This window comes from Paractinoplanes rhizophilus, from assembly GCF_042664765.1.
Classification (GTDB): Bacteria; Actinomycetota; Actinomycetes; order Mycobacteriales; family Micromonosporaceae; genus Actinoplanes; species Actinoplanes rhizophilus.
On record NZ_JBHTBJ010000001.1, the window covers coordinates 580,528 to 597,299 of the forward strand.

16 protein-coding genes are annotated in these 16,772 nt (G+C 72.9%); 10 read left to right on the forward strand and 6 right to left on the reverse strand.

The window, feature by feature from the left end; translation table 11 throughout:
* Positions 1-11: 11 nt before the first annotated feature.
* From ACFQS1_RS02575 to ACFQS1_RS02585, 3 genes are all read right to left on the reverse strand, one after another.
* Positions 12-686 carry a DUF6766 family protein gene (locus tag ACFQS1_RS02575; protein WP_378964279.1) on the reverse strand — a complete coding sequence of 225 codons (675 nt, stop codon included), beginning with the start codon at positions 684-686 and terminating at the stop codon, positions 12-14.
* An 83-nt stretch (positions 687-769) separates the two neighbouring features.
* On the reverse strand, positions 770-1,153 hold the full coding sequence (locus ACFQS1_RS02580) for a hypothetical protein (protein ID WP_378964281.1): 384 nt from the start codon (positions 1,151-1,153) through the stop codon (positions 770-772).
* The gene (locus ACFQS1_RS02585; protein ID WP_378964282.1) at positions 1,150-1,479 is read right to left on the reverse strand and encodes a CDGSH iron-sulfur domain-containing protein; all 330 of its coding nucleotides are present in this window, start codon (positions 1,477-1,479) and stop codon (positions 1,150-1,152) included. Before ACFQS1_RS02585 ends, ACFQS1_RS02580 begins: the two co-directional genes overlap by 4 nt.
* Here ACFQS1_RS02585 and ACFQS1_RS02590 point away from each other — a divergent pair.
* Genes ACFQS1_RS02590 through ACFQS1_RS02600 form a run of 3 tightly spaced genes read left to right on the forward strand, consistent with a single transcriptional unit; the run spans position 1,478 to position 4,498 of the window.
* The gene (locus tag ACFQS1_RS02590; RefSeq protein WP_378964283.1) at positions 1,478-2,449 is read left to right on the forward strand and encodes an iron-containing redox enzyme family protein; all 972 of its coding nucleotides are present in this window, start codon (positions 1,478-1,480) and stop codon (positions 2,447-2,449) included. The two genes, ACFQS1_RS02585 and ACFQS1_RS02590, sit on opposite strands and share 2 nt — an antisense overlap.
* Complete coding sequence (locus ACFQS1_RS02595; RefSeq protein WP_378964284.1) at positions 2,449-3,372, forward strand: methyltransferase; 924 nt, start codon at positions 2,449-2,451, stop codon at positions 3,370-3,372. Before ACFQS1_RS02590 ends, ACFQS1_RS02595 begins: the two co-directional genes overlap by 1 nt.
* A 13-nt stretch (positions 3,373-3,385) precedes the next feature.
* A complete protein-coding gene (locus ACFQS1_RS02600) occupies positions 3,386-4,498 on the forward strand; it encodes a carboxylate-amine ligase (RefSeq protein ID WP_378964286.1) in 1,113 nt (370 codons plus the stop codon).
* Here the strand turns inward: ACFQS1_RS02600 and ACFQS1_RS02605 are convergent.
* A complete protein-coding gene (locus ACFQS1_RS02605; protein WP_378964287.1) occupies positions 4,441-4,629 on the reverse strand; it encodes a hypothetical protein in 189 nt (62 codons plus the stop codon). The genes ACFQS1_RS02600 and ACFQS1_RS02605 overlap by 58 nt on opposite strands.
* A 133-nt stretch (positions 4,630-4,762) precedes the next feature.
* Here ACFQS1_RS02605 and ACFQS1_RS02610 point away from each other — a divergent pair, with 133 nt between their 5' ends.
* The 6 genes from ACFQS1_RS02610 to ACFQS1_RS02635 all read left to right on the forward strand — a co-directional run bounded on the left by ACFQS1_RS02610 (position 4,763) and on the right by ACFQS1_RS02635 (position 14,420).
* Positions 4,763-8,797, forward strand: a complete 4,035-nt coding sequence (locus tag ACFQS1_RS02610; protein WP_378964288.1) for a SpoIIE family protein phosphatase — start codon at positions 4,763-4,765, stop codon at positions 8,795-8,797.
* On the forward strand, positions 8,794-9,084 hold the full coding sequence (locus ACFQS1_RS02615) for an STAS domain-containing protein (protein ID WP_378964289.1): 291 nt from the start codon (positions 8,794-8,796) through the stop codon (positions 9,082-9,084). The genes ACFQS1_RS02610 and ACFQS1_RS02615 overlap by 4 nt, the downstream gene beginning before the upstream one ends.
* Positions 9,085-9,112: 28 nt before the next feature.
* Positions 9,113-9,436 carry a plasmid stabilization protein gene (locus ACFQS1_RS02620; protein WP_378964290.1) on the forward strand — a complete coding sequence of 108 codons (324 nt, stop codon included), beginning with the start codon at positions 9,113-9,115 and terminating at the stop codon, positions 9,434-9,436.
* Positions 9,436-11,661, forward strand: a complete 2,226-nt coding sequence (locus ACFQS1_RS02625; RefSeq protein ID WP_378964291.1) for a molybdopterin oxidoreductase family protein — start codon at positions 9,436-9,438, stop codon at positions 11,659-11,661. The genes ACFQS1_RS02620 and ACFQS1_RS02625 overlap by 1 nt, the downstream gene beginning before the upstream one ends.
* A 1-nt stretch (position 11,662) precedes the next feature.
* A complete protein-coding gene (locus ACFQS1_RS02630; RefSeq protein ID WP_378964292.1) occupies positions 11,663-12,121 on the forward strand; it encodes a hypothetical protein in 459 nt (152 codons plus the stop codon).
* Positions 12,122-12,191: 70 nt separating this feature from the next.
* Entirely contained in the window at positions 12,192-14,420 is a 2,229-nt protein-coding gene (locus tag ACFQS1_RS02635; protein ID WP_378964294.1) for a catalase, read from the forward strand.
* 36 nt (positions 14,421-14,456) lie between these two features.
* Here the strand turns inward: ACFQS1_RS02635 and ACFQS1_RS02640 are convergent, their stop codons facing one another.
* Entirely contained in the window at positions 14,457-15,020 is a 564-nt protein-coding gene (locus ACFQS1_RS02640; RefSeq protein WP_378964295.1) for a hemerythrin domain-containing protein, read from the reverse strand.
* A gap of 143 nt (positions 15,021-15,163) precedes the next feature.
* Complete coding sequence (locus tag ACFQS1_RS02645; protein WP_378964296.1) at positions 15,164-15,577, reverse strand: CBS domain-containing protein; 414 nt, start codon at positions 15,575-15,577, stop codon at positions 15,164-15,166.
* A 97-nt stretch (positions 15,578-15,674) separates the two neighbouring features.
* Here ACFQS1_RS02645 and ACFQS1_RS02650 point away from each other — a divergent pair, with 97 nt between their 5' ends.
* The gene (locus ACFQS1_RS02650; protein WP_378964298.1) at positions 15,675-16,742 is read left to right on the forward strand and encodes an NAD-dependent epimerase/dehydratase family protein; all 1,068 of its coding nucleotides are present in this window, start codon (positions 15,675-15,677) and stop codon (positions 16,740-16,742) included.
* Positions 16,743-16,772 lie beyond the last annotated feature (30 nt).

Genomic DNA, 16,772 nt, shown 5'->3' on the forward strand with positions numbered 1-16,772 from the left:
ACGGGAGAATCTCAGCCCTCGATGCCGGTGGCGGCGTGCGCGCTGCCCACCGGCTTGGACTGGGAGGAGCCGCGCTGGCGCAGGTAGATGGCGAGGATCGCCATCGACGCGACGGCGAGCAGCTCGGACTGCCAGTTCTGCAGCGTCCGGTTCCAGAAGTCGGGGTTCGTCACGTAGCCGCCCCAGGACACCGGTTCCTGCAGGTCGGCAAGCTGCCGCTCGTTGTAGGCGACCATGCCGGTGATCGACTGGCCGAGCCAGGAGAGCACGAAGATCAGACCCATCACCAGGCCGAGGGAATTGGAGAACAGGAACAGCCGTACGCCCCGCACCCGGGCCCACGCGGGCGAGCCGGCGTCGGCGAAGGCGCCGATCTTCTGTTCGCGCTCGGATTCGCGGCCGGCCTTGTCGAGCTCCTTGGACTCGGGCGAGCCTCGCTGCAGCAGCCACACGGTCAGATAGATGTACAGGAAGAACTGGAGGTACTCGGACTGCCAGTTCTCCAGCACGTCGACGCCGAAGCTGGCCGACGAGACGTAGCGCGCGAGCGAGATCGGCTCGAGGCCGCTGGTGAGCTGCTGCTGGTTGAAGTCGGCGTGGCCGGCGAACGCCTGCGCGACCAGCACGCCGAGGAACATCAGCCCGAAGGTGAGGCCGAGCGAGTTCTCGCGGATCCGGCGCCTCACCGGTGCAACACCCCCAGCGCCGTGAAATACACCAGGCCGGCGGCGAGCACCAGCAGCAACAAAGTGAACTGGAATCGCACTGCTCAGTCCCCCTCGACAACGCAGTCGTAGGGCTTCTGCCCCTGCGGAGCGCAGCCGGCCGCCACGACGCGCCAGCCGCCGGGGAACACGGCCAGGAACACGGTGTCGCCGGTGAGGCGGACTTGCGCCCACTGCCCGTACACGTCGGCGCCGACGACCCGGCCGGGCGCCGGCAGGTGCTCGCCGAGGATCGCCGCCGCGCAGTCCGAGTCGGAGACCGAGGACGCCGTGTCCGGGGCGAGCATCGCGCAGGCGGCCGCGCCGTCGCCGGCGGCGACCGCGTCGAGCATCCGCACCGCGGTGTCCGTGGCGGCCCGCTCCCGCCCGTCGACCGAACCGCAGCCGGCCAGCAGGAACAGCGGAACGAGGAAGATCGCCCGTCTCATGCCGCCGAGGATTCCCGGCCGGGCGAGGATTCAACCCTGGGCGCCGGCGTGTCCCGCCCGGTACCCGCCCGGAAGCCCACCAGCCGGTGCGTTCCATCGCAGAACGGCTTGATCGCGGACTTTCCGCACCGGCACAGCGCGACCGTGCCGCGGCCCGGATCGATCCGGGCGCCGTCGGGCGTGCGCAGCTCGAAGTCGCCGCGCACGACGAGCGGCCCGTCCTCGTACGGAATGATCATCGACGTCATGCCGAGCGATTTCCCCAGCCCGGGGGCTGCCGAAACGCTTGTTTGGCGCGCCGACCAGGGGGAATCACTGGCGGCCATGAAGCTTCCCGCTCCCCGCGGCCCGGTCTCGGCCGCCCTCGTCGAGGCGCTCAGCGGCCGCGCCACGACGCTGCCGCGCGACCCGGCGCCGGACGGCGACGAGGACCTGCACCTGGCCCTGTTCGTCTGCTACGAGCTGGCCTACCGCGGCTGGGACGGCGTCGACGAGCGCTGGGAGTGGGATCCCGAGCTGATCCGGCTGCGGACCGGGCTGGAGGACCGTTTCGAGGCCGAGCTGCACGCCCTCTGCGGCCCGCCCGAGCGGGTCGATCCCGCCGAGGTGCCGGCCCGGCTCAAGGAGCTGGTGGCGGAGTCGGACGACGGGCCGTCGCTCTCCGGCTACCTGCGCGGCCGGGCGACCCGCGAGCAATTCCGCGAGTTCGTCGTGCACCGGTCGATCTACCAGCTGCGCGAGGCCGACCCGCACACCTTCGTGATTCCCCGGCTGGGCGGGACGGCGAAGGCGGCGCTGGTGGAGATCCAGATCGACGAGTACGGCGGGGGCAGCGCGCCCCGGATGCACCAGGAGATGTTCAAGCGGACGATGTCCTGGTTCGGCCTGAACCTCGCGTACGGGTCGTATGTCGGCGACGTCGGAGCCGCGACCCTGGCCACCAACAACCTGATGGGGCTGTTCGCCCTGCACCGCCGCAACCGGGCCGCCATGCTCGGCCACTTAGCCGCCTACGAGATGACCTCGTCGATCCCCAACCGGGCGTACGCGAACGGCCTGCGCCGGCTCGGCGGCGACCCGGACGCCACGGCGTTCTACGACGAGCACGTGGAGGCCGATGCCGTGCACGAGCAGATCGCCGCGCACGACATGTGCGGCTCGTTCGCCGCCGCCGAGCCGGAGCTGGCCGGCGACGTGCTGTTCGGCGCCCGCTGCGCGCTCGCCCTGGACGCCCGCTGGGCCGCCGGGGTGCTGGCCGCCTGGGAGTCCGGCGCCACGTCGTTGCGGAGGTCGTGATGGATCCGCTACGGGAGCTCGGCGAGGCGCTCAAGGAACAGGGTTACCGGTTCACCACGGTCACGCCGGCCACGCACGCGCGGGTCAACCGGCGCCCGGAGAATGTCTGGGCCCGGGACCTGCGGGACGTCTTCGGCTGGAGCCGCCGGTTCCGGCCCGGACTGCTGCCCGGCCGCCTGCTGACCCTGCTGGAGGCGGCCGGCGCGCTCGAGCGGGACGGCGACGCCCTGCGCAGCGCGGTGCGGTTCTCGACGTACGACGACGAGCTGTTCGTGCACTCCGCCTTTCCCACGGCCGACGAGAACGCGGTGTTCTTCGGCCCGGACACCTACCGGATGGCCGACGCCGCCGCCGCGCACGTCGAGGCCCGGACCAGCCCGGTCCGCCGGGCGGCCGACATCGGCTGCGGCACCGGCGCCGGGGCGATCGCGGTGGCCAAGCGAGCGCCGGAGGCCGAGGTCGTCGCAGTCGACATCAACGACACCGCGCTGGCGTACGCGCGGGTCAACACCGCCCTGGCCGGGCTGGATCGGGTCCGCCCGGTCCGCAGCGACCTGCTCGCCGACGTGGACGGCGACTTCGATCTGATCATCTCCAATCCGCCGTTCATGATCGATCCGGCCGGGCGGACGTACCGGGACGGCGGCGGCCCGGACGGCAACGGCCTGTCCCTCGCCGTGCTCGACACCGCCGAGAAGCGGCTGGCCGTGGGCGGGTCGCTGGTGCTGTTCAGCGGCACCGGCATCGTGGCCGGCCGCGACCCGCTGCGGGAGGCGGCCGAGCGGCGGCTGGCCGGCACCGGCCTGCGCTGGACCTACCGCGAGGTCGACCCGGACGTGTACGGCGAGGAGCTTGAGGACGAGGCGTACCGGCACGCCGAGCGCATCGCCGTGGTGGTGCTCACCGCCACCCGGACCCGATGAGCACGCGGACCCGATGAGCACGCTGGGCGTCGAGGAGGAGTACCTGCTGCTCGACCCGGGCACCGGGATGAACGCCCCGGTGTCCGGCGAGGTGCTGGCCGCCCTCCCGGACGAGCTGCGCGAGCAGAGCCGCCTGGAGTTCCGGCGCAGCATGGTCGAGATGGTGACGCCGGTCTGCAAGAGCCTGGACGAGCTGCGCGATCACCTGGTCGCCGTGCGCCGCGCGGCCGCCACCGCCGCCGCCCGCGCCGGCGCCCGGCTGGTGCCGGTCGGCGCCACCCCGGTCGCCGAGCCGGACCGCGCGCCCGCCGGCGATCCCCGGTTCCACGCGATCGCCCGGCATTACGGCCCGATCGCGCACGACCCGGCCCTGTGCGGCTGCCATGTCCACGTCGGCGTGCCGAGCCGCGCCGAGGCGATCGAGGTGTGCAACCACCTGCGCCCGTGGCTGCCGGTGGTGCAGGCGCTGGCCGCCAACTCGCCGCTGTGCGAGGGCGTGGACACCGGCTTCGCCAGCTGGCGGTCGGTGCAGCTGCTGCGCTGGCCGAGCCTGGGCCCGGCGCCGCACCACCGCTCCCCGGCCGACTACGACCGCACCGTCGCGGCGCTCGTCGCCTCCGGGACGATGCTCGACGAGAGCATGGTCCTCTGGTACGCCCGGCCCTCGGCCACCTTCCCCACGGTCGAGGTGCGCGTCGCCGATGTCTGCCCGGCGGTCGGGGACACCGTGCTGATCGCGGCCCTGGTGCGCGCGCTGGTCGAGACGGCCCGCGACGCGCCGGCCGCCCCGGTGGTCCCGGACGAGCTGCTGCGCGCCGCGCACTGGAACGCCGCGCACACCGGCATGGCGGGCACCCTGCTGGACCCGATCTCGGGCCGCGCCCGCCCCGCCTGGCGGGCCGTCGACGAGTTGCTGGCGCACATCGGGCCGGCGCTGGGCCGGCTCGGCGACCGCGGGGTGGTGGACGCCGAGCTGGCCCGGATCCGCCGGGACGGCACCGGCGCGGACCGCCAGCGCCGGCTACTGGCCGGCGGCGGCATTCCCGCCGCCCTGGCGCATCTGGCCGCTCAGAACTCCCCGCCCAGCGCGCTGAACAGCCGGTCCGGGGTCAGCCCCAGCTGGTAGAGCAGGTTGGTGTGCGCGGGGTCGTCGAGGTCGATCCGCTCCGGCAGTCGCGCGGCGACGGCGTCGGCGTGCTCGGGGCCGAGCGCGCGGCGCACGACGTTGAGCGCGTGGGTCTTGGTGATGACGGCCATGAGTCCTCCCAGGGAGTGGTTTCTCCTGCACAAAAAGGACCGGGCGACCGTGCGAACTGTGACGCCGAGCGGGTAAAGGGAGGTGGCTCTAGGCTGGCGACGCGATCGATGGGCGGGGAGTGGACGCGAAACAATGAGTGCCGATGTGTTCGCCGACGGCGGGGACGTGGGGCGGGACCTCGCCGCGGTGGCCTGGGATCAGACTCCCCTCGGACCGCCGGGCGAGTGGCCGCAGAGCCTGCGCACCGCGGTCAGCATCCTGTTGTCGTCCCGCTTCTCGATGTGGATGGCGTGGGGCCCGCAGCTGACGTTCTTCTGCAACGCCGCGTACCGCCGGGACACCCTGGGCCGTAAGTACCCGTGGGCGCTCGGCCGGCCGGCGAGCCAGGTCTGGGCCGAGATCTGGGACGACATCGGCCCGCGCATCGAGCGCGTGCTCGCCACCGGCGACGCGACCTGGGACGAGGCGTTGCTGCTGTTCCTCGAGCGGTCCGGCTACAGCGAGGAGACGTACCACACGTTCTCCTACAGCCCGCTGCGCGACGACGACGGGTCGGTGGTCGGCTTCCTCTGCGTGGTCAGCGAGGACACCGAGCGGGTGATCGGCGAGCGGCGGATGGCGACGCTGCGCGACCTCGGCTCCGATCCCAGCGCGATCCGCACCGAGCAGCAGATGCTCGCCTTCGCCGGGGCCCAGCTCGCCAAGAACCTCCGCGACCTGCCGTTCACCATGACCTATCTCTTTCCGGACCAGGATCTTCCGGTACGCCTGGCGTCGTGCACCGGGATCACCGGCTCGCCGCAGGAGTGGCCGGTCGAGGCCGCGGCCCGGGGCGAGTCGGTCCTGGTCGAGCTGGACGGCCCGGACCTGCCGACCGGTGACTGGAGCGAGCCGCCCACCCGGGCGCTGATCGTGCCGCTGCTGCAGCAGGGCGGCAACCCGTACGGCTTCATGGTCGCCGCCCTCAACCGCTACCGCGTCCTCGACGACGGCTACCGCGGCTTCGTCGAGCTGGCCGCGGGCCACGTCGCGGCCGGCATCGGCAGCGCCCGCGCCTACGAGGCCCAGCAGCGGCGGGCCGAGGAGCTGGCCGAGCTGGACCGCGCGAAGACCACGTTCTTCTCCAACATCAGCCACGAGTTCCGCACCCCGCTCACGCTGATCATGGGTCCGCTCGAGGAGCTGCGGACCCGGTGGGAGCTGCCCGACGAGCGGATGCGCGCCGAGCTGGACGTCATCCACCGCAACGGGCTGCGGCTCGGCAAGCTGGTCAACGCGCTGCTCGACTTCTCCCGCCTGGAGGCCGGCCGGATGCGGGCCCGCTACGAGCCGGTCGATCTGGCGGCCACGACCGCCGAGCTGGCCAGCGTGTTCCGCTCGGCGCTCGAGCGGGCCGGGCTGAGCCTCGCCGTGGACTGCCCGCCGCTCAGCCGGCCGGTGCACCTCGACCGCGGCATGTGGGAGAAGGTGGTGCTCAACCTGCTGAGCAACGCCTTGAAGTTCACGTTCACCGGGGGCGTGCGGGTCGCCGTACGCGAAGAACCTGATGTCGCCGTGGTGACCGTGACCGACACGGGGATCGGGATCGCCGCCGGCGAGATGCCCCGGCTCTTCGAGCGCTTCCACCGGATCGAGAACGCGCGGGCGCGCTCGAACGAGGGCAGTGGCATCGGGCTCGCGCTGGTCAAGGAGCTGGTCGAGCTGCACGACGGCAGCATCGCCGCCCGCAGCACGGCCGGCGAGGGCACCAGCTTCGAGATCCGGCTGAGGTTCGGGACCGCGCACCTCCCGGCGGACGCGCTCGAGCCCGCCGCCGAAACGGCCACGGTGTCCTCGACCGCCGAGCCGTTCGTCCAGGAGGCGTTGCGCTGGACCGGCGGCGAGGAGCCGGCCGACGTGCCCGCGCCGGCCGTCGAGAAACCGGCGAAGGTGCTGGTCGCCGACGACAACGCGGACATGCGCGACTACCTCACCCGGCTGCTGCGCTCGACCGGCCACGAGGTGCGGACCGCCGCCGACGGCAAGGCGGCGCTGGAGCAGGCCCGCGCGAGCCGCCCCGACCTGATCGTCAGCGACGTGATGATGCCCGAGCTGGACGGCCTGCAGCTGGTGGCGGCGCTGCGCGACGATCCGCGGACGGCCAGCACCCCGGTGCTGCTGCTGTCCGCGCGGGCCGGTCCGGAGGCGTCCATCGAGGGGTTCGACGCCGGCGCCGACGACTATCTGGTCAAGCCGTTCTCGTCGGCGGAGCTGCTGGCCCGGGTGCGCGCCAACGTGGAGCTGGCCCGCCTGCGCAACCACCACGCGCGCTGGCGGGCCGCGCTGGTCGACTCGCTGCAGGAGGCGTTCTTCGTCTGCGACGAGGACGGCGCGGTCGTCGAGATCAACTCCACCTTCACGTCGATCCTCGGCTACGGCCCGGAGGGGCTGCCGTACGCGCCGACGCACCCGTGGTGGCCGGACCCGGACGCCGATCCGGACGGCCACGCGCTGGTGGCCGAGGCGTTCGCCCTGCTGATGGAGCAGTCGCACGGCTCGTACACAATCCCGGTGACCCACCGCGACGGGCACACGCTGTGGACGGCCGCGTCGTTCACCCGGGTCGACGACCCGGACACCGGCCGCAAGGTCACCGTCGGCACCTTCCGCGACGTCACCGCCGAGCACTACGTCGTGCAGCGCGACAACGCCCTGGCCACCCTGGGCATGCGCCTCAACCAGGCGGAGACCCTGCCGGCCGCGCTCGAGGGCGCCTGCGCGGCCCTGGCCGAGCTGTGGCAGGCGAAGCGGGTGTACGCGGCCGTGTTCGGCGCGGCCGAGACCCCGGTGGTGACCGCCACCGGCGCCGAGCAGCGCTGGGACACGCTGCCCGATCCGGTCCGGGCCACCCTGACCGGGCTGCGCGACACGCCCCCGCTCACCCCGGCCGGCTCGGGCGTCGCCCTCGAGCACCCGGACGGCACCCTCGCGATCTGGATCCAGCTGGCCCGGACCCGGCCGTTCACCGAGCAGGACCGGACGCTGCTCGCGCTGCTGGCCGGCTACCTGGGCCAGGGCCTGCGGCGCTTGCACCAGATGGACGAGCAGCGCGAGACCGCGCTCGCCCTGCAGCGCGCGATCCTGGGCCCGGCGCAGCTCCCGGCCGGTTTCGCGGTCCGCTACGCGCCCGCGACCCGGCCGCTGAAGGTCGGCGGCGACTGGTACGACACGGTCCCGCTGCCGGACGGCCGGATCGGCATCGTGGTCGGCGACTGCGTCGGCCACGGCCTGCAGGCGGCCACCGTGATGGGCCAGCTGCGCAGCGCCTGCCGCGCGCTGCTGCTGCAGAACACCGATCCGGCGCAGACGCTGACCGCGCTCGACCGGTTCGCCGCCCAGTTGCCGGGCGCGATGTGCGCGACGGTGTTCTGCGGCGTGCTCGATCCGGCGACCGGCGATCTCGCGTACGCGAGCGCGGGCCACCCGCCGGCCGTGGTCGCCGCCCCGGACGGCGAGACGATCCTGCTCGACCGGGGCCGGTCGCGGCCGCTCGGGGTCCGCTCGGCCGCCGTCCGCCCGGAGGCGCGCTACACCGTGCCGCCCCGGGCCACGTTGCTGCTCTACACCGACGGGCTGGTCGAGCGCCGCCGCCGGCCGCTGACCACCGGCATCGACCGGGTCGCCGCGGCCGTCCGGCAGGGCCGGGCCGCCGGGCTGGAGGAGCTCGCCACCGAGGTGATGGAGGGCATGGCCCCGGACGGCGGCTTCGACGACGACGTGGCGCTGCTGCTCTACCGCCACCCCGGCCCGCTGGAGCTGGAGTTCCTGGCCGAGCCGACCCGGCTCGCCCCGGTCCGCGCGGCGCTGCGCGGCTGGCTGGCCCGCTGCGGCATCGAACCGGTCACCGCGCAGAACGTGCTGGTCGCGGCGGGCGAGGCGTGCGCGAACGCGATCGAGCACGGCCACCGCCACCTGCCGCTCGGCCGGATCCGGATGCGCGCCACCGCGACCGCCGACGACGTGCGGCTGACCATCGCCGACGGCGGCCGGTGGAAGACACCACGGCCGGGTGACAACCCGCACCGGGGCCGGGGCCTCATGCTGATGAGGGCGCTGATGACCGAGGTCACCGTCACCACCGGCGCCGCCGGCACCATCGTCGACCTGCAGGCAAGGATTCCCCGATGAGCACAGCGCTGAGCTTCCGCACCGGCCACCGCGCGGACGGCACGCCCGCCCTGGTGGTGGTGGGCGAGATCGACATGAGCAACGCGGCGTCGTTCGCCGAGGCCCTGGCGTCGTTCCCGGAGGCCGGCGCGTTGGTCGTGGACCTGCGCCTGGTGGAGTACATCGACAGCGCCGGCCTGGCCGCGCTGTTCCCGCACGTCGAGCACCTGCGCCTGATCGCGTCCCCGCTGCTCGGCCCGCTGCTGACCGTCGCCGGCCTGGATGACTTGACAACCATCGAGGTTTAGGGTTCGGCGCGCGGGAAATCCCTGGGTCATGCCAGCCGGATCAAGCCCCAAGCGGGAACGACAGTACGAGCACATCAAGGACAGCGTGAAGTCGCGCGGCGGCTCCGACAAGCGCGCCAAGGAGATCGCCGCCCGCACGGTGAACAAGGAGCGTGCCCGCTCCGGCGAGTCGAAGACCGCCAGCCGCTCGTCGGTCAAGGACGTGTCGTCCGGCCATCGCGGCGGCAAGCGCTCGCACACCGGTGCGAAGGGCCGCACCAAGGAGCAGCTCTACAACGAGGCCCGGCAGCGCGGGATCGCCGGCCGCTCGTCGATGAGCAAGGCCGAGTTGGAGAAGGCGCTGGCCCGCTGATGGACCGGATCCAGGATCCCTGGGGCGCCCGGACCCCCTACGGCGCCGGGGAATCCTGGCCTTCGCGGGCCGACGAATACACCGTGGACACCCCGGAACGCTGGGTGCCGACGGCCTCGCTGCTGCACTCCAACGGCGACGGCATCGACATCGGCGTGCGCGGCGGGCGGATGGTCGGGGTCCGCGGCCGGGTCGCCGACCGCGTCAATCACGGCCGTCTGGACCCCAAGGACGTGTACGGGTGGCAGGCGAACCTGAGCCGGGACCGGCTCACCCGGCCGCTGCTGCACAACCGGGAAGTCAGCTGGGACGAGGCGATGGGCGCCGTCGTCGAGCGGGCGAAGGAGCTGGCCGCCACGCCCGGTGGCTGGGGCCGGTTCGGCTTCTACACCACCGGCCAGCTGTTCGCCGAGGAGTACTACACGCTCGGGGTGATCGGGAAGGCCGGCCTCGGCACCCCGCACATGGACGGCAACACCCGCCTGTGCACCGCCACCTCGGCCGCGGCGCTGAAGGCGAGCTTCGGCACCGACGGCCAGCCCGGCTCCTACACCGACGTCGACCACTGCGACGCGATCGCGCTGTGGGGCCACAACGCGGCCGAGACCCAGGCGGTGCTCTGGATGCGGATGCTGGACCGGCGCCGCGGCCCGAACCCGCCGGCCATGCTCGCGGTCGACCCGCGGCCCACCCCGGTGGCCCGGGAGGCCGACGTCCACCTCCCGGTCCGGCCCGGCACCAACCTCGCGCTGGTCAACGGGCTGATCCGGCTCGTGCTGCGCAACGGCTGGGCCGACGACGACTACGTGGCCGGGCACACCCTCGGGCTCGAGGAGCTGGAACGTGTCGTCGACGCGTACCCGTTGGATGTGGTCTGTTCGATCTGCGGTCTCGAGGCGGCGGACGTCGAGCGGGCCGCCGAGCTGCTGGGGACCTCGGATCGGCTGTTGTCCACCGTGTTGCAGGGCTTCTACCAGTCGCACCAGGCCACCGCGTCGGCCGTGGCGGTCAACAACCTGCACCTGCTGCGCGGCATGATCGGCCGGCCCGGCGCCGGGGTGCTGCAGATGAACGGCCAGCCGACCGCCCAGAACACCCGCGAGACCGGCGCGGACGGCGACCTGCCGGGCTTCCGCAACTGGGACAACCCCGAGCACATCCGCGAGCTCGCCGGCCTCTGGAACGTCGACACCGCGACCATCCCGCACTGGGCGCCGCCGACGCACGCCATGCAGATCTGGCGCTACGCCGAGCAGGGCTCGATCAAGATGCTGTGGATCAGCGGCACGAACCCGGCGGTCTCGCTGCCCGAACTGAGCCGCATCCGCCGGATCCTGGCCCGGCCGGACCTGTTCGTGGTGGCGCAGGACATCTTCCGCACCGAGACCACCGAGTTCGCCGACGTGGTGCTGCCGGCCGCGACGTGGGGCGAGAAGACCGGCACGTTCACCAACGCCGACCGGACGGTCCACCTCTCCGAGAAGGCCGTCGACCCGCCCGGCGAGGCGCGCGCCGACCTCGACATCTTCCTCGACTTCGCGCGCCGGATGGACTTCCGCGACCGGGACGGCGGCCCGCTGATCACCTGGACCGACCCCGAGTCCGCGTACCGGGCGTGGCAGCGCTGCTCGGCCGGGCGGCCGTGCGACTACACCGCGATCACCTACGACCGGTTGCGCGCCGAGGGCGGCATCCAGTGGGGCGGGGAACGGCTGTACACCGACGGGGTGTTCAACACCGCCTCGGACTACTGCGAGACGTACGGGCACGACCTGACCACCGGCGCCGAGAACACCGCGGAGAGCCACCGCGCCAAGCGGCCGGACGGCCTGGCGTTCCTGCTGGCCGCGCCGTTCGAGCCGCCGCCGGAGGAGTACCCGCTGCGGCTGGTCACCGGGCGCACCATCTACCAGTTCCACACCCGTACCAAGACCGGCCGGGTCGGGCAGCTCGACGCCGCGGCGCCGGCCGTCTGGGTGGAGGTGAACCCGGCGGACGCCAAGGCGTGCGGGATCGCCGACGGCGAGCGGGTGCGCGTCGAGTCGGATCGCGGCGCGATCGAGGCGCCGGTGCGGCTGGCCGACATCCGGCCCGGGACGGTCTTCGTGCCGTTCCACTACGCCGATCAGGCGGCCAACGAGCTCACCAAGACCACCTGGGATCCGGTCTCGAAGCAGCCGAGGTTCAAGCTCGCGGCCGTGCGGCTCAGCAGAATCGGGCACTGACATGCATCTCGCGCACTATCTCGGCCTCCTGCACCGGGCACAGAACACGCTCGCCGACGCGTTCCGCGAGGTGGCCGGCGCGCACGCCGAGGAAGCCGATGTCGTGAGCATCTGCACCCGGCAGGCGTCGCGATGCGACGAGCGAGCCGAGGCGCTCAAGCCGTTCGCCGACCGCTACGCCGAGGAAGCGCCGGACGAGCCGGAGCGGCTGCACTCGGAGCTGTTCCGGGGCACTCGCAGCGGCGGCCTCGGGCTGCTGCGCGATCTGCAGGACCTCTATCTGATGGCCGCCGAGAGCGACATCTGCTGGACCATGGTGCGCCAGGCCGCCCAGGGGCTGCGCGATGAGGAGCTGCTGTCCGCGGTCGACGAGGGCGCCGCCGTCACCGCCGTGCAGCTGGCCTGGCTGCGGACCCGGATGAAGGCGGCCGCGCCGCAGGCGCTGGTGGTCGCCGACTGATCGTCGCCCGTTAGATCCGCGTTCGACCGGGTACGTCGGGAACTTCCGCATACATTGAGGGAGCTCACGCATGGATCCGATCAAGGACGCCGTGAAGTCGGCGGCGGCGAAGATCGCGGACGCGGCGGCGCCGCCGGCCGTCCCCGGCAAGCCGGGCAGCGGCACCCCGACGGTGGACGAGCCGACCACCCCGCGCGAACCCCTGCCGCCGTCGCAGGAGCAGGGGACGCCGGCGCCGAAGTCGCCGACCGGCGCCTCGTACGCGACCCCGCCGGCGGCGAACGCCCAGCAGGGCGCGTATCTGACCACCTCGGCCGGCACCCGGCTGCGCGACACCGACCACTCGCTGAAGGCCGGGCCGCGCGGCCCGATCCTGATGCAGGACCACCACTTCCGCGAGAAGATCACCCACTTCGACCACGAGCGCATCCCCGAGCGGGTGGTGCACGCGCGTGGCGCCGGGGCGCACGGCGTCTTCACCTCCTACGGCACCGCCTCCGCGCTGACCCGCGCGCGGTTCCTGCAGAAGGACGTCGAGACCCAGGTCTTCGTGCGGTTCTCCACCGTCCTCGGCTCACGCGGCTCGGCCGACACCGTGCGCGACACCCGCGGCTTCGCCACGAAGTTCTACACCGAGGAGGGCAACTTCGACCTGGTCGGCAACAACATGCCGGTGTTCTTCATCCAGGACGCGATCAAGTTCCCGGACATCGTCCACGCCGCCAAGTGGCATCCCGACCGCGAGATCCCGCAGGCGCAGAGCGCGCACGACACGTTCTGGGACTTCGTCTCGCTGCACACCGAGGCTCAGCACCACACCATCTGGAACATGTCCGACCGGGGCATCCCGCGCTCGTACCGGATGATGGAGGGCTTCGGCGTGCACACCTTCCGGCTGGTCAACGAGGCCGGCGAGACGGTGCTGGTGAAGTTCCACTGGAAGCCCAAGCTCGGCGTGCACTCGCTGACCTGGGAGGAGGCGCAGCTGGCCGGCGGCGTCGACCCCGACTTCCACCGCCGGGATCTCTACGACGCGATCGAGGCCGGCGCGTTCCCCGAGTGGGAGCTGGGCGTGCAGGTCTTCCCGGACACCCCGGAGGAGACGTTCGCCGGCATCGACCTGCTCGACCCCACCAAGATCGTTCCGGAGGAGCTGGCCGAGGTGCAGCCGATCGGCCGGATGGTGCTCAACCGGACGCCGACCAACTTCTTCGCCGAGTCCGAGCAGGTCGCGTTCCACCTCGGGCAGCTGCCGCCCGGCATCGACGTCACCAACGACCCGCTCCTGCAGGGGCGGCTCTTCTCGTACCTGGACACCCAGCTCACCCGCCTCGCCGGGCCCAACTTCAACCAGATCCCGATCAACCGGCCGCACGTGCCGGTCAACGACATGCTGCGCGACGGCTTCCACCAGCAGGCGGTGCACGCCGGGGTGGCGCCGTACCGGCCGAACTCGCTCGACGAGGGCAACCCGTCCGTCGACAAGAAGGACGGCTTCGTCGACGTGCCGGTCCGGATCGCCGAGGCCCCGAAGATCCGGCAGAACCCGGTCTCCTTCGACGACCACTTCAGCCAGGCCCGGCTGTTCTGGCTGAGCATGTCGCCGGTCGAGCAGGAACACATCATCCGCGCCTACTCGTTCGAGCTGGGCAAGTGCTACGAACAGGCGATCAAGGAGCGGCAGCTGCGCTGCCTGGCCCGGATCGACCCGGTGCTCTGCTCCTCGGTGGCCGAGGCGCTCGGCCTGCCCGTCCCGGCGCCGGACGGCCCGATCGCCGAGGTGACCGGCAGCCCGGCGCTCTCGCAGATCGGGCACGAATGGCCGGCGGACGGCCGGCTGATCGGCATCGTGGCCGACGCCGGCGCCGACCTGACGGCGGTCGGCTCGGTGCGCGAGGCGGTGTTCGCGGCCGGCATGGTGCCCCTGCTCATCGCGCCGCACGGCGGCAAGCTCGGCCCGCTGGACGTGCAGCGCACGTTCGCCACCGCCCGCTCGATCGAGTTCGACGCGATCCTGCTGGCCGCCGCCCCGCCGCCGGCGCCCGACGCCGTCCCGGCCCGGGACGAGAAGGCCGGCGCGCCCGGGAACGGCGCCGTCGACCCGCGGGTGCTGCTGCTGGTCACCGAGGCGTGGCGGCACGCCAAGGCGATCGGCGCGTGGGACGCCGGCGCGGACGTGCTCGCCCAGGCCGGCGTCGCCGGCACCCCGGGCGTGGTGACGGCCGCCGGCGCCACCGAGGCGCTGACGGCCGTTCAGGAGCTGCTGCCCGCCCACCGGGTCTGGCAACGCTTCCGCTGATCCGCCCCCGAGGGCGGCCCGCGGGGGAGGATCCCCCTAGCGGGTCGCCCTCTGGGTGATCATGTCGCGGAGGCGGTCGACCAGGCCGACGCCCGGGCCGGCCAGCTTGTGGAACAGCTCGGAGTTGGGCGCGCTCGGGTGCGGGCGGGTCGGCGCGAGCTTCTTGGCGGTCTCCACCTTGCCGGCCAGCTCCACCAGCTCGTCCCGCGGGATCCGCTGCCGCAGCTCCGGGAACTGCTCGGACTCCTCGTCCTGGATGTGGTCGGCGAGGATGGTCTCGAGGCGGCGCAGGGTCTCGTCGAACTCGGGGCCGTCGACGTCCAGGCCCTCCAGTTCCTTCATCACCTGCTCGAGCTCCTTGTGCTCCTCGGTGTCGTGCTCGACGGCCTTGTCGCCGTCCGGCAGGTGCTTGCGCATCGCCGGGTAGACGTACATCTCCTCGGCCACGGCGTGCCGGACCAGCTCGCTGATCGCGGTGTCGGCGAGGTCGCGGCGCATCATCGGGTCACGGATCGTCCAGATCTCGCCGATCAGGGCGGTGACGTCGCGATGGTCGGCCGTGAGGACGTCGACAACGTCCGGGGCGGTGGTGTCGGCCATGGGGTTCCTCCTCGGGGTCAGACTAGGCAGGCCGCCCGCTGGGCGGTGGCAAAGGCGTTACGGCAGGTCGACTCGTCGCGATAGACCGGGGGCGACTCGGCGAGGACGGCCCCGTCCGGGGCGACGAAGCTTACGAGCGGGGCTTACGAGCTGATCGCGTCCACCAGGTCGCCCACCGGGCGGTCGGGCAGGGCCCGCGCCACGTCCGCGACCGCCACCATGCCGACCAGGTCGTGGCCGTCGATCACCGGCAGGCGGCGCACCCGGTGCTCGGCCATGGTCTGCAGCAGCTCGCTGGTGTCGTCGTCCGCGCCGATCGTCACCGGCTTGCCCTGGGCCAGCTCGCCGGCCCGGACGTCGGCCGGGTTGCGGCCCTTCGCGATGGCCTTCACGACGATGTCACGGTCGGTGAGCATGCCCTTGAGGCGGTTGTCCTCGCCGCAGATCGGCAGCGAGCCCACGTCCAGCTCGGCCATCTTGCGGGCGGCGTCGGCCAGGGTCTCGTTCTCGCCGACGCAGGTGACGTTCGGTGACATGATCTCGCGTGCGGTGGTCATCGGGACCACTCCTTCGAGCTTGGGGATAACCCTCGGGTGCCCACCGCGGACGCGGCCAAACGAGGTTCGGCGCGGGAGACGCGGGTATGGCAGTCGTATGCGTGTAGTGATCGTCGGAGCGACCGGGAACGCGGGCACGGCCCTGCTGCGCCGCCTGCGGGCGGAGGGGGACGTCGAGATCGTCGGGGTGGCGCGGCGGCTGCCGGAGCCGGTCGGCGTCTATCGGGACGTCGAATGGCACGCGGCGGACGTGGCTCGGGGACGGTTCGGCGAGCTGTTCCGCGGTGCGGACGCGGTGGTGAACCTGGCGTGGCAGATCCAGCCGAGCCACGACCAGCGGCGGCTGTTCCGCACGAACGTGCTCGGCGCCCGCGAAATCGCCCGGGCGGCGATCGAAGCCGGCGCCGGCGCCCTGGTGCAGGCCTCCTCGGTGGGGGTCTACTCCCCCGGCCGGAAGGACGCGTTCGTCACCGAGGAGCACCCCCGGCGCGGGGTGCCGGTCTCGTCGTACAGCCGGCACAAGGCGCTCGTGGAGCAGATGCTCGACGAGGTCGAGGACGACCATCCGACACTGCGGGTGGTGCGGGTGCGGCCGGGGCTGATCTTTCAGCGCGAGGCCGGCGCCGAGATCGCCCGGTACTTCGCGGGGCCGCTGCTGCCGGCGCGGCTGCTGCGGCGTCAGCGGATTCCGGTGGTTCCGGCGCATCGGCGGTTGCGGATGCAGGCGGTGCATGCGGACGACGTGGCCGACGCGTACGCGCGGATTTTGTTCTCCGATGTGCGCGGAGCGTTCAATCTGGCCGCGGATCCGGTGCTCGACCCGTGGCTCGCCGGGGAGGTCTTCCACGGCGTACCGGTGCGGGTGCCCTCGATGGTCCTCGCCGGCGCCGCCGCGCTCAGCTGGCGGTTGCGCCTGCAGCCGATCGATGCGGGCTGGATCCATCTGGCGCTGCGCGCGCCGCTGATGTCGTCGCGGCGGGCGGAGCGTGAGCTCGGCTGGCGGCCGGAGCACGACGCGGTGGCGGCGCTGCGCGAGTTGCTGGCGGGCATCGCCGAGCATGCCGGGCGCGCGTCCAGTCCGCCGCTGTCGAGCGACCCGGACCTGCCGGGCCGGGCGGGCGGACTGATGCGCGGCCGGCTGCCCGGGACGGGCGACCCCTACTGAGGGCATAACTCGGCCCGGGGCGGGCAAGCC

Coding starts and splice junctions, on each gene's coding strand:
- ACFQS1_RS02620 (WP_378964290.1), top strand. CDS start 9,113: ATGCCAGCCGGATCAAGCCCCAAGCGGGAACGACAGTACGAGCACATC.
- ACFQS1_RS02635 (WP_378964294.1), top strand. CDS start 12,192: ATGGATCCGATCAAGGACGCCGTGAAGTCGGCGGCGGCGAAGATCGCG.
- ACFQS1_RS02605 (WP_378964287.1), bottom strand. CDS start 4,629: ATGGCCGTCATCACCAAGACCCACGCGCTCAACGTCGTGCGCCGCGCG.
- ACFQS1_RS02650 (WP_378964298.1), top strand. CDS start 15,675: ATGCGTGTAGTGATCGTCGGAGCGACCGGGAACGCGGGCACGGCCCTG.
- ACFQS1_RS02580 (WP_378964281.1), bottom strand. CDS start 1,153: ATGAGACGGGCGATCTTCCTCGTTCCGCTGTTCCTGCTGGCCGGCTGC.
- ACFQS1_RS02590 (WP_378964283.1), top strand. CDS start 1,478: ATGAAGCTTCCCGCTCCCCGCGGCCCGGTCTCGGCCGCCCTCGTCGAG.
- ACFQS1_RS02645 (WP_378964296.1), bottom strand. CDS start 15,577: ATGACCACCGCACGCGAGATCATGTCACCGAACGTCACCTGCGTCGGC.
- ACFQS1_RS02615 (WP_378964289.1), top strand. CDS start 8,794: ATGAGCACAGCGCTGAGCTTCCGCACCGGCCACCGCGCGGACGGCACG.
- ACFQS1_RS02630 (WP_378964292.1), top strand. CDS start 11,663: ATGCATCTCGCGCACTATCTCGGCCTCCTGCACCGGGCACAGAACACG.
- ACFQS1_RS02640 (WP_378964295.1), bottom strand. CDS start 15,020: ATGGCCGACACCACCGCCCCGGACGTTGTCGACGTCCTCACGGCCGAC.
- ACFQS1_RS02595 (WP_378964284.1), top strand. CDS start 2,449: ATGGATCCGCTACGGGAGCTCGGCGAGGCGCTCAAGGAACAGGGTTAC.
- ACFQS1_RS02585 (WP_378964282.1), bottom strand. CDS start 1,479: ATGGCCGCCAGTGATTCCCCCTGGTCGGCGCGCCAAACAAGCGTTTCG.
- ACFQS1_RS02610 (WP_378964288.1), top strand. CDS start 4,763: ATGAGTGCCGATGTGTTCGCCGACGGCGGGGACGTGGGGCGGGACCTC.
- ACFQS1_RS02625 (WP_378964291.1), top strand. CDS start 9,436: ATGGACCGGATCCAGGATCCCTGGGGCGCCCGGACCCCCTACGGCGCC.
- ACFQS1_RS02600 (WP_378964286.1), top strand. CDS start 3,386: ATGAGCACGCTGGGCGTCGAGGAGGAGTACCTGCTGCTCGACCCGGGC.